Here is a 16,323-nt window from a genome sequence, read left to right as displayed (position 1 = left end):
TGATAAATAAAACACTGTGGTGTATGTTTTATACTTTAGTAAGTAAGATAAGTGAGACAAGTATACCCTCATCGCAAAAGCCTTTTAAATAAAGCTTTAAGCGAGGCAAGAACTCGACTAATAAAATCAAGATCATTTAATGCTACAACATCAGAAAGTCTGCCCTTTGAACTCGTAATAGCAGAAAGAACTTTATCTGAATTTGCGGTTAAAGTATGATTCAAAATCGCATAAGAAAGTGTTTTTTTAGAGAAAAGCTCATAAGAAGACATTAAGGAATTAAGAATTTCACTTAGACTAAATGTGCTACTAGAGTGATACCGTTCAACAGCAACATCAAAACCATTGATCTCATAAAGAAATTTATATTTCTTATTTTTAAACCTGTAGAAGTTATAAGCATCTGCTCCAGGTGCAAGTATAACAGGTATTTTCATGAGTGCTAAGTCTAGCGCTGCAGTCCCTACTGATATACCAATATCTATATATGAATGAACATAATTATTTAATTCAGTACCGCTAATTATACCAGTATGAATCACTTCAAAATTTTCAGGTTTAATAATGAATGACTCAGCATTTCCGCTTCCGACAATATGCAAAGCAATATCAATAGATGAACTAGTCACAAAATTTTTAATGTCATTTATTATTAAATTGAGAATTTTCACTTTATCATCATCAAGCCTGCTAACCCATATAATACTTAACTTACGACTTTCATTAACATTAGCAATGCTTCGTAATAAGGTATTACCTGTGTAATCTTCAACACCAGAAAATATTGGAAGAAGGTTATATTTGAAATTTACTCCGTAGATCTCATTATTGAAATTGTAATTCATTTTGCACATGAAATAGATTGAGTCTTTAAAACTTAAAGTAAGCGCTATTTCTTTGACTCTATTGAAAGCTTTATATTCAATAAGTTTAAAAAAACCTGAAAGAAAGCGTTTTTTATAAAAAAGTGAAAAAGAATGTATTTCAACAAGATTATAGGGATGCATATCCCATAGAAAAACTCTCGGATTGTTAATAAATTTAAACTTCGCTAAATCATGCAAGTTTGAAAGCGGCGTTACAATTACATCTGAATTTGTGACAACACTCGAATCTGAGTCTGAATTTATATTCAAAACATCAACGTTATTATAACCAAATTCTACTAAATACTTATAAATAAATATTTCTTCAACTGAACGTTTTCTAGTTACTAGACCAACAAACAAACCTGACTGCATAAAAAAAGTAAGTACTCTTGCTAAGAGTAATTGAGCACCACCAATATTTTCAGAGTCGTAGAAAAAATAAATTCTCAATTATTATTTTCCCTTAAATTAGAAAACATATTTTCCCTGTTTATGTATACAGCTACAGCCACAAACAAGAAGTACAGTGTATAGTTCAAAGCATATGCTATCGTAACACCAACCAATCCATGAATAGGTATTAAGTAAAATGTTATCACGCAAAAGGTCATAGAGAAAAATATTTCAGAAAAAATAAATGATCTCACAAGCGATTTAGCTATCATTATATAAGCGATCAACCATGACATCATTTTAATAAAATCACCAATAAGCTGCCACATGAATAGATCAGCGACTTTACTAAAACTATCACTAAAGAGTATACTAATTATGAATTCTCTCAAGTGAAATATGCACAAACACAAAATAAACATAAATGGAACTAAAATTTTATATCCATTCGCTAGCTCGTTAACTAGGGTTTTGAAGTCTTTAATTTCTGAGATTCTAGGCAGATAATAAACACCTATAACTGTTGAAATCAAACCTAAATACATCGAAGAAATATACCATATTGCCTGCCAGTTCCCAGCTGCAACCCAGTCTAGTCTTAATACTATCGACTCTCTTAGAATTACATGTGATAAGGGTACAATTATGGCTGTAGTTAACCCCATTAATATGTAACTGGATAACTTTTTAAATTCAGGAAAATAAAAATTTATGGTTAATATATCTCTGTTAATGACCGCGTGATTATAAATGTAAAATATAGCTAAAAACAATACCAAGGATTGAGTAAGGACTATTGAAAGCAAGGCTCCTTTTAAACCAAACCCTGTTATTAATAACAGGGTTAAAAGCAAAGAAACCACACTTTGTGTAATATTAATTTTTACCCATAAACCAATCTCTTTTAAACCATTTAGTATTGATAACAAAAAATTATTTAAAACAAAAAAGGCAAGAAAAAAGCCAAAAAGGGCTACTATTGATGTGTAATCCGTCGACTTTAAAAAGTAAATTGAAAGATATTTTGAGATAATTACTATTAAAACACCTGTTATAATCGAAGAGATTAGACTCAAACATAGCGCTGTTGATATTATTTTTCTTAAATTTTCTTTATCTGTTGCATATTCTGCAGTATATCTGGTAATCCCATTATTAATTGCACACTGGCCTATTGCTTGAGAAATTTGAATGAAGCTTTGAAATTGCGCAACAAATGCCAAACCTGAAGGACCGACTATAACTGCTAAGGCTTTGTTAATAATCAAAGCCGATAGCATCTTAATTATTGTTGCGATAAAGCTTAAAAGTGATGTTCTAGCTAAATTCATGAAAACTTATTTAAAACATCGATTACAAACTGCACCTGCTCATCAGTCATAACAGGACTAATTGGGATACTTATCACTTCTTTATGTATTAGCTCTGTTATGGGTAAAAAAATACCTGAAATTTTATTTTCGAAATATGCTTTTTGTTTATGAGGAGGAATTGGATAATGTATAACAGTTTGAATCCCATTTTTGATTAGGTAATTCTGTAACTCGTCACGCTTAGCAGTTCGTAAAACAAACAAGTGGAATACATGGTTAGATAAATTAATATTAACGCTATCAAAATTAATTGGCAATGATAACAGGGGATTTTCTATTTTTTTTGCAAAGCTAGTAGCAATTTCTCTACGACGATGAGTTTCATTATCTAAATATTTTAACTTTACTCTTAGCATCGCAGCTTGAATTTCGTCTAGTCTGCTATTAACACCCTGATATAAATTTTCATACTTTTTATGACTGCCGTAGTTACTTAACGCACGTAATACTTTCGCCAGTTCAGCATCATTTGTAGTAACAGCACCAGCGTCACCTAACGCCCCTAAATTTTTACCCGGATAAAAGCTAAATCCAGAAGCATGGCCCCAGTTTCCAGCCCGTTTTCCATTAATTTCAGCACCATGTGCCTGAGCAGAGTCTTCTAACACTAATAAATCGTGTTCTGTTGCGAGCGCCATAATTTCAGGCATAGCAGCTAACTGACCGTATAAATGCACAGCAAGGATGGCTTTTGTGTTCTTGCTGATCGCCTCGCGTATTTTGGTGGGGCAAATATTAAAAGTTTGTGGGTCTGGCTCAACAAGTATAGGCTTTAGTTTGTTCTCTGTTACAGCAAGAATACTTGCAATGTAAGTATTCGCAGGAACTATAACTTCGTCCCCTTCTTTTAACTTACCAAGCTCCTTCCAAGCTCGAAACACTAGAATCAAAGCATCTAAACCATTAGCAACACCGATACAATGTTCAGTTCCACAGTAAGCGGCAAATTCCTTTTCAAATTTTTGAACTTCAACACCTTGAATATACCAACCAGAATCTATTACTGATGTACATGCTTCTATAAGTTCTTGGCGGTATTGGGCATTAATTGCTTTTAAATCCAAAAAATTAATCATTTTATCTTATCCATCTTTAACTTAAATGCATTGCACCGTTAATGTCGTAATTTACACCTGTAATATAGTCAGACTCATCAGCTATTAAAAATCCCACTACTCGAGCAACTTCTTTTGGTTTTCCAAAACGGCCTGCAGGTATATCCTTAATCAGGTTAGCCCTGATATCCTCTCTTATTTTCATCACCATATCTGTTTCTATATAACCGGGGGAGACCGAATTTACTGTCACGCCAAATTTTGCCCCCTCTAATGCCAGGGCTTTAGTAAAACCCTGTATACCCGCTTTCGATGCACAGTAATTTGTTTGCCCAATTTGACCTTTTCTTGCATTAATCGAAGAAATATTTACAATACGGCCAAAGCCTTTCTCCCGCATTTTGATATAAACTGGCTGGGTAATATTAAAAATAGAAATAAGGTTGGTATTAATTACTTCTGAAAACTGTTGTGCCGTCATTTTATGAAACATTGCATCAGCAGTAATGCCAGCATTATTAATTAAAATCTCAGGATACAAATTTTGTTCTTCAAGTTGTTCCAACAAACTTTCACAGTGCGCTACTTCTGTCATATCTAGCTTCATTGCTATAGCTGCGGCAGGGAAATCTTCAGGTAACGCGTTTTTATAGGTAAAAACGACTCTGTAGTTTTGTTCAATCAAATATTCGACGATGGCTTTACCGATTCCTCTTGAACCGCCGGTAACCAACACATTTCTCATCCAATCAAATCCTTAAATTTCACAGCCATTTTATCAACGCTTTCTTTGGTTATTTCAAAATAGTGATTATCATTATCTTCAGAAACAATTATAGCACCAAATTTTTTATGAAAATCTGCAACCTTAGAGTTACCTTTCATTACATCAAAGTGGCATTTTCTAAACCCTAAAAAATCAAAACCATATTGATAAACTAATAACGCACTCTCAATTGCAGCATAACGTGTTTTATGCTCGTTTAAAATCCAGCTTCCCCAGCAAAATGAGTCTGCTTTTAAATCATAAATTCTTACTGTTCCACATGGCGTACCGTCTTGGCGCTCTATAATAAAATAGAATTGACGCTTATCAGCTTCGTCCTTTTTATAATTAATTATCCAACGGCGTTGAGACTCGATATCATTATCGACTTTAGAGAGAAAGTTGTTATATCTTTCATCTAACCGAAGTTTCAATATAAATTCTGCATCACTTGGCTCTACAAGTCGTAAACGTATGGATTTTAAGCTTAGCATTTTACGTACCTCAAAAACTCACTGTAATCACGAATATAATCATTCTCATCGTAATGTTGGCTAGCTAATACTAACAGAACGCAATCATCACTAAAGTCGTGCATCTCACGCCAAATGTTCTCGCCGATTATCAAAGCCTGCTTAGGTGATGTAAGCCAAACTGACTCCTTAGTTTTTCCATCATCTAAAAGCATTCGGCATTTACCGGCAACACAAATCGCCAGTTGCTGCAGATTCTTATGGGCATGAAAGCCACGAGAAATTCCCTTCTCAGTTCCAAAAATGTAGTACACCCTTTGTATTTCAAAAGGGACATTACTTAATGATTCTATAGCAACTAATGAACCACGTTCATCGCCTAATGAGGGTAAATCTATTAATTTGACAAGACTCATAATTTACCCTCTGCGACTTCCAGTAAGTACTGACCATAACTATTTTTACTCATTAACTTACCAGTCTTTATTAATTGTTCTTTGTTAAGCCATTGTCGGTTAAAAGCAATTTCTTCTAAACATGCAACTTTATAACCTTGCCGTTTTTCAATGGTCTCTACAAATTGCGCTGCTTCCAATAAACTCTCGTGAGTACCGGTATCCAACCAAGCATAACCCCGCCCAAGCAACTCTACATTGAGCTCATTCAACGCTAGGTAAGCGTTATTTATGCAGGTTATTTCTAACTCTCCTCGATCGCTAGGCTCTACTTGCTTGGCAATATCAACGACACGGTTATCATAGAAATACAGTCCGGTTACAGCAAAGTGCGATTTTGGCTTTTTTGGTTTTTCTTCAATAGAGATCGCCTTCATTTCAGCGTCAAACTCTACAACGCCAAAACGTTCAGGATCCTTTACCTGATAACCGAAAACTGTTGCCCCTTTTCCTTCTTTAGCTTTATTTACGGCTTCTTTTAATTTTGGTGTAAATCCCTGACCATAATATATGTTGTCACCTAAGACTAAACACACATCATCAGAGCCAATAAAATCTTCACCTATAATAAACGCCTGTGCCAACCCATCTGGCGTTGGTTGAACAGCATAAGTGAGATTGATTCCAAATTGCGAACCATCATTTAATAATCGTTTAAATGAAGCCTGATCTTCAGGTGTTGTGATGATTAGAATATCTCGAATACCTGCAAGCATCAGGACAGATAATGGATAATAAATCATCGGTTTATCATAAATAGGCAACAATTGTTTAGAGACACCCATCGTAATGGGGTATAACCTAGTGCCCGAACCACCTGCCAGAATAATGCCTTTCATTGTTAAGCTCCCTGCCCTAAACGTTCAAGCTGGTAACTTCCGTTAAGAACACCAAGCCACCAGTCTTTGTTGTTTAAATACCACTGCACTGTTTTGCGTAAACCCGTTTCAAAGGTTTCTTCTGGTTTCCAGCCTAATTCGTGCTCTATTTTGCTGGCGTCAATGGCATAACGTAGATCGTGGCCCGGGCGGTCCTGTACAAAAGTGATTAAGCTTTCGTAGTTTTGAATGTTTAGTGTTGAATTTTGAATTGGTGCTAATTCTTCGAGAATAGCGCAAATAGTTTTAACAACTTCAATATTTTGCTTTTCGTTATGGCCACCAATGTTGTAGGTTTCACCAACAATTCCTTCAGTAACCACCTTGTATAAGGCCCTGGCATGGTCTTCTACATATAGCCAATCGCGGATCTGATTACCTTTTCCATAAACTGGCAGCGGCTTACCTGCTAACGCATTTAAAATCATCAGCGGTATTAACTTCTCTGGGAAATGGTAAGGGCCGTAATTGTTTGAACAGTTAGTGACTAATACCGGTAAGCCATAAGTACGCTGCCAAGCGCGCACTAAATGATCACTACTGGCTTTACTGGCAGAATAAGGGCTGCTTGGTGCATAAGGCGTAGTTTCAGTAAACAAATCGTCAGTACCATGCAAATCACCGTACACTTCATCAGTAGAGATATGATGAAACCGAAAAGCCTGTTTACGCGCTTCTGGCAAACCTTTCCAATAATTACGTGCTGCTTCAAGTAAAGTGTAAGTACCAATAATATTGGTTTCAATAAATGTTGCCGGGCCATCTATAGAGCGATCGACATGGCTCTCAGCTGCTAAATGCATAACGGCATCTGGCTGATGAGTTTCAAATATTTCGGCCATGGCAGCAGCATCACAAATATCAGCTTGTTCAAACGCATAGCGTTCGTTGTTAGCAACGCTAGCTACCGAATTCAAATTGCCCGCATAAGTTAGTTTATCAACATTAATAACACTATTTGATGTGTTATCAATAATATGACGCACAACCGCAGAGCCGATAAAGCCAGCACCACCCGTTACCAACAACTTCATAACCATATCCCTTTTGCGTCTACCACTAAACCGTTAGTCGGGCCTTGCCGTTTAAACTCTTTATGATCAACTAAAAGTATATGAATATCTGCTTTAGCATAAGCTAAGTCTGCTGCCACTAACTCATTGTTGCTTAATTTAGCTGGTAAAAACTCGATATTAGGTTCGACTAACAGCACTGTTCCTTGGTGAAAATTGATAATTTGCTGAGCTATCGCACAAGCAGGGCTTTCCCGCAGATCATCGATATCGGGTTTAAAGGCTAAACCATAACAAGCAACCGTCACATCTTTCGCAGTTTTAGTCGGGTTGGCTTGCAGAAAATCAAAAATAGCAATTTTAACTTTTTCAATAACCCATTCTGGCTTGCTATCGTTTACTTCGCGAGCAGTACGAATCAACCTTGCTTGTTCAGGTGTTTTACTAACAATAAACCATGGATCGACCGCAATACAGTGGCCGCCAACGCCTGGGCCAGGTTGAAGGATATTTACGCGAGGGTGACGATTTGCAAGCTTAATTAACTCCCAAATGTTAATATCTAACTTGTCACAAATCATTGATAGTTCGTTGGCAAATGCAATATTTACATCGCGGAAGCTATTTTCTGTAAGTTTTGCCATTTCAGCTGTGCGGGCATTGGTAACCACACATTCACCCTGTACAAAGGTTTTGTAGAGCTCTATGGCGTAGTCAGAGCATTTTGGCGTCATACCGCCTATTACACGATCATTTTCAATGAGCTCGCGCATTACATGGCCTGGCAATACCCGCTCAGGGCAATGGGCAACCCGGATATCGGAGTCTTCGCCGTGGGTTTGCGGAAAGGTTAAATCTGGCCGGGCCTCGGCAAGCCAAGCAGCCATTTGCTCTGTTGCACCCACCGGTGATGTCGACTCCAAAATAACCAGATTGCCTTTTTGCAGTGCAGGCGCGATGGCTTTGCTGGCCGCTTCTATATAGCTTAAATCCGGCTCGTGGTTATCACCTTTAAACGGGGTAGGCACTGCTACAATAAAGGCATCTGCCGGCTCTGGTGCGGTTGTCGCTTTCAGGTAACCCTCGGTTACCGCAGCATGTACCACAATATCCAGATCGGGTTCTACAATATGAATTTTGCCCTGATTAATTGTGTCGACAGCCTTTTGGTTTACATCAACCCCTATTACCTTAATTTTACGTGACGCGAAGACAGCGGCTGTAGGCAAGCCAATATAGCCTAAACCAATAACGGATAAAGACGTGAATTTCATTAACTAATTACCTTGAAAAAGTGTATCAAGAATACGTTGGCAGGCTTTGCCATCACCATAGGGGTTATGCGCACGGCTCATATTTTCGTAAGCCTCGCCGTTGGTAAGCAGGCTAGTCACTTCAGAGAAGATTTTTCCCACGTCGGTGCCTACTAGTTTGACTGTGCCGGCAGCAACAGCCTCTGGTCGCTCCGTAGTATCACGCATAACGAGCACCGGTTTACCAAGTGATGGGGCTTCCTCCTGAATACCACCTGAATCCGTGAGAATAATGTGCGAGCGCATCATCAAATAAACAAAAGGCAAATAGTCTTGTGGCTCAATTAAAAACACATTACTTAAACCAGCTAATAAACGGTTTACCGGTTCTTGTACATTGGGGTTTAGGTGAACAGGATAGACAATTTGGCAATTTGGATAGTTAACCGCAATTTGCCGCAGAGCTTCACAAATGCGCTCAAAACCGCCACCAAAACTTTCACGGCGATGCCCGGTTACCAGTATCATTTTTTTGTTAACATCTAAAAAGGGGTAACGGCTGGCTAAAATATTGGCAAGCTCTATTTTTTGTTCAATTTTTTGTTTAACTAGCAATAAAGCATCGATAACGGTGTTACCTGTAACGCTAATACTTGCTTGCGCTACGTTTTCTGCTAACAGGTTTTGTTGCGAGGTAGTAGTAGGGGCAAAATGAAAGCTAGCTAATGCGCCAGTTAACTTACGATTACCTTCTTCTGGCCAGGGGCTATAGATATTACCTGTACGTAAACCTGCCTCAACGTGACCTACTTTTATTTGCTGGTAGTAAGCAGCTAAAGAGGTTGCTAAAGTCGTGGCGGTATCGCCATGCACTAATACGACATCGGGTTTAAATTCAGAAAGAATAGGTTGCAGTCCTTTCAGAATTCCTGTTGTAACATCTGTAAGGGTTTGCCCTGCTTTCATAATATTTAAGTCATAGTCTGGGCGAATTTCAAATAAAGCCAAAACCTGATCAAGCATTTCACGGTGCTGTGCTGTAACGCAAACTTTAGCTTCAAATCGGCTATCCGCTGCTAATGCATGCACCAAAGGTGCCATTTTAATGGCTTCAGGGCGGGTACCAAATACAATTAAAGTTTTCATTTCCTGTTGCTTAGAAAAAATTTTGTTAATAAGAAAAAGATGCTTATTAAAAGACCAAATCCGAAGCCTAAAGCAGAAATTAATGCTCTATAAGGCTTAGCTTTAAATTCAGGAACAATTGCAGGATCTATTGTTTTAAAAACATACTCTCTTCTTACATTAGCTATCATTAATGTTTTAGTTTGCTCTTCTATCAATGAATAAAGCATATTCCTCACATCAGCTAAGGTAGTTGTCATAATTTGGCTGTTTAAATAAATGATACTGAGTTCAGCCTCTTCTAAATCTCTTTTTCGCATCTCTTCATTAATTCTGGAAACTAACTTATCTGCTATATCTTTAGCTAAGTATGGCGAATAATGACTTACACTTAGTTTAACAATTCCAGTCATTTTATCTTGGCTAATACTTAAACTCTTCTTAAAGCTATCTACTACCTCATGTATACTTGGTTTTGCTTTAAATGGAGGATTTATAACTCTTACCCATTCAGCACTTATCTCGTCATATATTTTAGGATCTATAATGAGTTTATTATTTATTAAATCCCAGCCCGTTGAAGCAAAAATTGGTATGTATAAATCATTCTCTAATATAAACCGACCTAGAAAATCCCGAGATTTCAAAATTTCAAGTGCTAATATAGTCTTATCACCTCCACCGGCCCCACCTAAATTTACGCCAGCTAGGGCAGCTAAACCACCTAATTGGCCGGGGATTTTAAGGCCTGAATCTTCTGATACCGGCGCCAGTGTCACTTCGCTTTTATAAATATCGGGTAAGCTTAAGGCATAGAACACCGAAGCTACGCTAAATAGGAAGGTTGTGACGATAATTATCCACTTACCTTGCCATAGCGCACTAAAAAGCTCGCGTAAATCAATTTCGTCGTCTGCAACCTGCGACACGGGTTGTTGAACTTGGTCAGACATAAGATTCCTTGTTAGCATTTTAGGCATTCGGCTCGCCTGCTGTACCGAATGCCATTGTTAAGCCTGGTTTTTTAGAATGAATTCAGGGCTGCCAAAGCAACGGCAGTTTGATAGAAAATTTGGGTGACTTGCGCCCACATACTCAGGCCATCTTTATATTCGGTATCCAGTGGCATAATAACGGTATCGCCCGGGCGTAGTTCGTCATTCGCTGCGCTAAACCAGCGGTTTTGGCTTGGGATCATTACTGAGCCGTCGGCGCGGATTACAAATACCCGTTTTTCGTCAGCGCGTTTACGGGCACCGCCCGCTAATGCCAGGTAGTCACGCACACTTAAACCTGCGCGGTAACGATGTGAGCCTGGGTGTTGCACTTCACCCATTACGGTCACAGACGTTTGGGTACGAGGAATGGTCAGGCTATCCCGGTGCTCCACTTCGATATCAAAGTCGGTACGGCCCAGCATAATCTGCTCCAGGTCGATAACCATGCGACCTACCGGCTCCAGGGTTTGCAGCTCTTGCAGCATTTGTAATGGTGCCGGCGCTGTCATAGGCTGGCCAGAGGTTAGAATACGGCTGGTCACATCCGACTTTAACTGTGCCAGTAGCTTTTCGGCTTGCTCGGTTTCCCGTTGCTTAATGGCCTCGCGGGTAAAAACTGCGCCGTAAGGATAAGCATCACGGGTAAAGCCACCGGCACGTTTAATTACATCGGATAGCTTTTCGCCCTTTAATACCTGATAGGTACCTGGGAAGCGTACTTCACCTTTAATATTAACCAAGCGTACCTGCGACCAGTCTGGCGTTGAGAACACATTAATGCGGTCACGGCTGGTAAGTTGCAGATCCTGCTGCTGACCACTTAGGATTGCACCCAGGTCGATATTAATATTTTGCTGTTCAACACCGTTACGCTCAATTTGCTGTGCCAGAAAGCGGCTAAGTTCAGCCCGTGGTAAATAGGCAGAGGCATTTAAGCCACCGGCGGCCTGCAGCAACATCGCCACATTACCACCCTGTGCCAATGGGTATTCGCCTGGCACTTTTACGTCGCCACTTACCGATACGATAGGGATGACACGTTGATCGGTGCTTTGCTTGCGTAAGGTTTGCAACAGCGGGAATAGTAGCTCGCGGCGTGTAAAATGCTTGGATAACGCCAGATACTCGGGGTTAACGTATAACTGCTGCAGCATAGTGCCAACAAAGCTTTCAATAAGCGCCTGCTCTGACAGCTCTTTGTCGTCGAACTTAAACTGGGTACTGGCGATTAGTGCGGAGTTACTTTCGATTTGTTTAAAGAAATTACCGGTAATATCGCCTGAGAGTAGAACGTTTTCTGAAAAATGGCTTAGCTTGTTATGCACAGCTTTGCGAATAAATGTATTTAACTGTTCGCGCTCGTAAGCCAGGTTTACCTGATGGAATACTAAAACGATATCTTGTGGCTGTAAGCTAACCGGAGTAAAACCGCCAGACTGGCTGTTGTCGACTGCATCCAGCAGGTTAATTTGCAGTACTTCAACATCGCCACGGTTATTGACGCGGCGCACAATCAGGGCGTAGTCGGTATCGGTGCTATGCAGTAAATCTGACCAAACGTTACCCAACAGGTGATGCAGTTGCATACCACTGCGCCAGGCATAGGTGCCCGGGCGCGATACGGCACCGGCGATAGTAACCTGGTCACGTACGCGCTGTGAAAGCACCGGTACAACTAATTTATCACCAGAGCGTAAAGCAAAGCTTTGTGCTGAGGGCTCAGTCAGGTTCAGGTTAACCAGCTCGCGGCCATTGGGGCCGGAGCGTTGTAATGAGACAGCATTAACGTGAGCAGAGGCCTGTAAACCGCCAGCCATAGTTAACAACTGGCCAAGGGTTTCACCCGTAGCAAGCTCGTAATAAGCGGGGCGGCGTACTTCACCTTCGATGGCTACTACTGCACCCGCTGGTGCCACAAAAACCACATCGCCATGCTGCAGGGTAATATCGTTGGCGTTATTGCCTTTAAGAAGCAGGTCGTATAAATCGAAACGGGCAACAGTTTGGCCACTGCGGGTTACCCGGATATCGCGCAAGCTGCCAATTTCAGACACACCGCCAGATACAAACAGCGCCTGAGTAACAGAAGTCAGCGCCGATACCGCATACATACCCGGATTACGGGCTTCGCCAGCGATAAAGACATTAATGGTGCGTAGCTGCCCCATGGTGACCGCCGCCTGTAAACCGATATTGGCTTCGGCAATACGGTTGCGGATCAGGCTGCTGGCCTGGCTAAAAGTTAAACCTGCCACATTAACCGGGCCGAGATCAGGTAAATTGACGCTACCCTCGCGGTTAACTACCAGCTCGTAGTTGCTGCTTTGTTTGCCGTAAACTTGTAATAACAGGGTGTCGTCTGGCCCCAGACGATAATTATCTGGGACCGGCGCATTCGCTACCGGAGCAAAGGTGCTGATATTGGCGTCGAACAGGTTTTCGCCAAAACGCTTTAATTGTTCTTTTTCATCCGGTTCGCGGGTTTTGCGCTTGTCTTCCAGATCGGCCATTGCCTGCATTAACAGCATTGAGTCGCGATCGGCCTGCGGCATCAACTTTTCCACATCCTGACTTTGCAGGCGGTTGGCACTGGATGTGCCGGAGATCATGGATAAATCGAAACCGTACTGTTTAGCCAAAGCCTCTTGCTGGGCCTTGGGTAAACGTTTGAACTGTTCGATTTGTGCTGCGCTGGGTTGCTGTGCCATGACACCGGCAGCCATAAACAGCGCTGCGGTGCTCACAACCAGTTTGCGAAAAAAACTTTTAGACAACCTCATTAACTTGCTTCCGTTTTGTAGTTGATTATGCGTTTTCCAGCCTTCAGGCACGCTACCGCCCCTGAGTTAGGCGCCCCAGAACTGAATGTCATACTTTTTTAACAGCGGGAGTATAACTTATCTGCCCTGCTGTTTTTACTGTTTTAATGCCTGATTTAGCTGCGTTGGCAGCTGGTATTAAGCAGGCTTGCTTAAGTCTTTATTTTCCAAACTAAGTTGCAGTTGCTGGCCTAAAAAATTCAGCAAAATAATACTGCGCTGTTCGCCGTCAGCTTGCTGAAATACCGCATTTAAATTGGCAAAGGGCCCATTTAGAATTTCTAACTTATCGCCGGGTTGAAACGGCTGCACTGGCATTTGCTGCTGTAATTCCAGTTGGTTTTTTAACAGGTGATTAATTAAAGAACTGGGTACAGTTGCTAGTTTATCGCCAAAACGGACTAGCCCGGCGACGCCGCGGGTGCTTCGAATGGTAGATAAGTTAGGAGTTTGCGGGCACTTTAAAAAGATATAACGCGGGAACAGCGGCTCAGTTAGCTGTACGGTTTTACCGGCACGGATTTTTTTTACAGTGATCTGGGGGGCAAAGCTTTCAAAGCCCTGATTGGCAAGGTGTTGTTGTGCACGCTGCTCTTGCTGCGATTTGCTGTAAATAAGATACCAATTGTCCATAGATTACTGCGTCCTTATTGCTGGTATGGATGGTAAGGCTGAACAGTATCGGGCGTCAATTCTTTCATCGGTTAAAGTGAGCAGCTGCTGCTTTTATCGCCATTACCAACGCCATTCCCAACGTACGCCGACTGCATGGTTAAGTTCGGTGGTATCAACATATTGCTTGGCGCGCTGTAGCTGGTAGTCGATACTGACTAAACCGCTTAACAAAGGCCGCTGGTATCCGGCGTGGATAGCGGCGGGATCAACTAACAATTCGGGTTGAGCCGGGTTTAGCTGTGAGCGGGTTTTACTAAATTTAACATAGCCGCTTTCACCCGAGGGAGTAGTAATTTGCACCCCTGCTACCCATTCATTTTTAATTGCAGCCTGTATCTGGCCGGGCTGAATAAACAACCATTGGTTGTAGTCGGCTGCAATATGTTGGTACTCGTTAAAAAAGCGCAACAACACAAATTCGTTACCTAAGTGGTATTGGCCACCAACGAGCCAACCACTAGCCGTTTCATCACTACGTTGGCTGGAGTATTCGGCATACAACGCGGTTTGGTTATTCAGGTGATAGCGCAGGTCCAGGCCAAGGGTAGTGATATCCTGCTGCGGTAGTTGCTGGTAAAAAGGTTCGCTAATTGCCTGCTGCTCAGGCTTTGGCTGTAATTTGCGCCCACTTAGGCCAACTTCCAGCGTTGTAAGGGGCTTTAAGCCAATCCGGCTCGCCAGATAGGTAGCATGGCGGGTTGGCGCTGTGCCGGCAAATTCACCATATTGCAGATTAAACTGCACGGCGCCAAGTGCGCTAAGGCTTTGGTGTAGTGGTAAATTCGGATTAAGACGGCTTATTTGTAAGCTTTTTGCCGGACGTTGCTGGTTGTTAAAATTAAAGCTGCTATGAATTGCCGGCCCCCACCATTGCTGATGAATGGCTGCCAGCATAACCCAGTTGCCCGCGGTGTAAGCACCGTAGCTACCGTCCCAATGGGTATCGTTGTCAGAGAAGCTGTTGGCGTCGTATGCATCGCGCCGGAATTGCTTGTATACCGCAGCCGTCCAGTTATTGTCTTTTAGTTCGGCACCAAGGCTTAGCATGGCCTCTTGCTGGTACTGATTACCGGCACCACGAGGGCCGAGGGCTTCATTGCTGCCAGAGAGCGTAAGGCTGTTAATCCGATCCTGTTGTGCAAAACCCGCAGCTGACTTTATGCGCAAATAGGCGTGCAGCTGCGCATCTGTGAGGCCTTGGGTGTCAATTTGCGCCAGGTCTTGCAGAATGGGCTGCCACATTAACGGCCAAGTATTAACCGGTGTTTTAATCAGGCCAGCATTAGCGAGCAACTGAATACTTTGTTGCAGAAATTGATCTTCTGTTTTTACCCAGGGTGCAGCTTGCAACAGCGGGGAAAACGCGAGTGTGGCAGAGGCCAGAACAACTGTATAAACAAACCGCATAGTAATACTCTGACGTCCTGTACAAGTAGATTTTACGCGGCAATGCTACCAAAGCCCTCCCCCCGACACAACCCCAACTTATCCACAGCACTCCGGTACCGGTCAGAGGTCAGACCCTGAGGTATCCCCACGAAATAGGATGATAAAACAAAGGATTAAATAAATTGGTATAGGAAGGGAACATTCATGGCGCTCGATGATCAGATCTTTCGCCAAAAAAAACAATCAGGAATCGCCATGAATGTTCAGCACATCCTAACCAATTTCATTCACGCTGTCACACCTTCTATGCATAGTGCCCGGCGCAAGGCGCTACAAAATATAGTCTTAAGTGCCTCGACCCAGCAGCAACTCACAGTCACTTCGCTTGGGCGGAACCTTGACACGCAAGCCTATGAAAAGCATCGAATAAAAAGTGCTGATCGCCTGCTCTCCAATACGCAACTTTTTTATGAGTTACCGCACATTTATCAGCAACTGGCCCGATATTTTGCAGGTTATCAAGCACAGCCAGTGATTTTGGTCGACTGGTCAGACTTAGAGCCCGGTCAGCAGTTCTTCCTGCTGCGCGCCGCATTGGCATGTGAGGGGCGCTCGATAACCCTTTATGAGGAAGTGCATTCCCTGGCGACTAAAGATAAACCCCAAACTCATCAGCAATTTCTAAGGCGCCTTCACGCAATACTACCGGCAAGCTGCAAGCCCGGTTATCGTTACAGACGCCGGATTTCGTGGCCCTTGGTTTAGGCAAGTACTGGATATCGGATGGGA

General features: G+C 41.7%; 15 protein-coding genes. 1 reads left to right on the top strand and 14 read right to left on the bottom strand.

Annotation, left to right across the window (positions count from 1 at the left end; translation table 11 throughout):
* Positions 1-68: 68 nt before the first annotated feature.
* The 14 genes from AEST_RS06900 to AEST_RS06835 form a co-directional block, all read right to left on the bottom strand.
* A complete protein-coding gene (locus tag AEST_RS06900) occupies positions 69-1,319 on the bottom strand; it encodes a hypothetical protein (RefSeq protein ID WP_008608020.1) in 1,251 nt (416 codons plus the stop codon).
* Positions 1,316-2,593, bottom strand: a complete 1,278-nt coding sequence (locus AEST_RS06895; RefSeq protein WP_008608019.1) for an O-antigen translocase — start codon at positions 2,591-2,593, stop codon at positions 1,316-1,318. The genes AEST_RS06900 and AEST_RS06895 overlap by 4 nt, the downstream gene beginning before the upstream one ends.
* On the bottom strand, positions 2,590-3,711 hold the full coding sequence (locus AEST_RS06890) for a DegT/DnrJ/EryC1/StrS family aminotransferase (RefSeq protein WP_008608017.1): 1,122 nt from the start codon (positions 3,709-3,711) through the stop codon (positions 2,590-2,592). The genes AEST_RS06895 and AEST_RS06890 overlap by 4 nt, the downstream gene beginning before the upstream one ends.
* Before the next feature lie 16 nt (positions 3,712-3,727).
* Entirely contained in the window at positions 3,728-4,435 is a 708-nt protein-coding gene (locus tag AEST_RS06885) for a 3-oxoacyl-ACP reductase (protein WP_008608015.1), read from the bottom strand.
* Positions 4,432-4,950, bottom strand: coding sequence for a GNAT family N-acetyltransferase (locus tag AEST_RS06880; RefSeq protein ID WP_039925237.1), 519 nt, complete (start codon positions 4,948-4,950; stop codon positions 4,432-4,434). The genes AEST_RS06885 and AEST_RS06880 overlap by 4 nt, the downstream gene beginning before the upstream one ends.
* Entirely contained in the window at positions 4,944-5,345 is a 402-nt protein-coding gene (locus tag AEST_RS06875; protein ID WP_039925236.1) for a sugar 3,4-ketoisomerase, read from the bottom strand. Before AEST_RS06875 ends, AEST_RS06880 begins: the two co-directional genes overlap by 7 nt.
* Positions 5,342-6,223: a glucose-1-phosphate thymidylyltransferase RfbA gene (rfbA, locus tag AEST_RS06870; RefSeq protein ID WP_008608013.1), complete on the bottom strand. Its 882-nt coding sequence runs from the start codon at positions 6,221-6,223 to the stop codon at positions 5,342-5,344. The genes AEST_RS06875 and rfbA overlap by 4 nt, the downstream gene beginning before the upstream one ends.
* A 2-nt stretch (positions 6,224-6,225) precedes the next feature.
* Positions 6,226-7,296: a dTDP-glucose 4,6-dehydratase gene (gene rfbB / locus AEST_RS06865; RefSeq protein ID WP_008608012.1), complete on the bottom strand. Its 1,071-nt coding sequence runs from the start codon at positions 7,294-7,296 to the stop codon at positions 6,226-6,228.
* A complete protein-coding gene (gene wecC, locus AEST_RS06860) occupies positions 7,293-8,549 on the bottom strand; it encodes a UDP-N-acetyl-D-mannosamine dehydrogenase (protein WP_008608011.1) in 1,257 nt (418 codons plus the stop codon). Before wecC ends, rfbB begins: the two co-directional genes overlap by 4 nt.
* 3 nt (positions 8,550-8,552) lie before the next feature.
* Positions 8,553-9,674, bottom strand: a complete 1,122-nt coding sequence (gene wecB / locus AEST_RS06855) for a non-hydrolyzing UDP-N-acetylglucosamine 2-epimerase (RefSeq protein WP_008608010.1) — start codon at positions 9,672-9,674, stop codon at positions 8,553-8,555.
* On the bottom strand, positions 9,671-10,606 hold the full coding sequence (locus tag AEST_RS06850) for a Wzz/FepE/Etk N-terminal domain-containing protein (RefSeq protein WP_039925239.1): 936 nt from the start codon (positions 10,604-10,606) through the stop codon (positions 9,671-9,673). Before AEST_RS06850 ends, wecB begins: the two co-directional genes overlap by 4 nt.
* Before the next feature lie 71 nt (positions 10,607-10,677).
* A complete protein-coding gene (locus AEST_RS06845) occupies positions 10,678-13,431 on the bottom strand; it encodes an SLBB domain-containing protein (RefSeq protein ID WP_008608007.1) in 2,754 nt (917 codons plus the stop codon).
* Positions 13,432-13,608: 177 nt separating this feature from the next.
* Positions 13,609-14,103 carry a transcription/translation regulatory transformer protein RfaH gene (gene rfaH / locus AEST_RS06840; protein WP_008608005.1) on the bottom strand — a complete coding sequence of 165 codons (495 nt, stop codon included), beginning with the start codon at positions 14,101-14,103 and terminating at the stop codon, positions 13,609-13,611.
* A gap of 102 nt (positions 14,104-14,205) precedes the next feature.
* Positions 14,206-15,552, bottom strand: coding sequence for a capsule assembly Wzi family protein (locus tag AEST_RS06835; RefSeq protein WP_008608003.1), 1,347 nt, complete (start codon positions 15,550-15,552; stop codon positions 14,206-14,208).
* Between the two features lie 237 nt (positions 15,553-15,789).
* Between AEST_RS06835 and AEST_RS06830 the strand changes: the two genes are divergently transcribed.
* Positions 15,790-16,299 (top strand): hypothetical protein, encoded by a 510-nt coding sequence (locus AEST_RS06830; protein ID WP_156803873.1) that lies wholly within the window; start codon positions 15,790-15,792, stop codon positions 16,297-16,299.
* The last annotated feature ends 24 nt before the right edge of the window (positions 16,300-16,323 follow it).

The organism is Alishewanella aestuarii B11, from assembly GCF_000280055.1.
Taxonomy (GTDB): Bacteria; Pseudomonadota; Gammaproteobacteria; order Enterobacterales; family Alteromonadaceae; genus Alishewanella; species Alishewanella aestuarii.
Note: the sequence above shows the minus strand (reverse complement) of the source record. Positions and strands in the feature narration are given on the sequence as shown.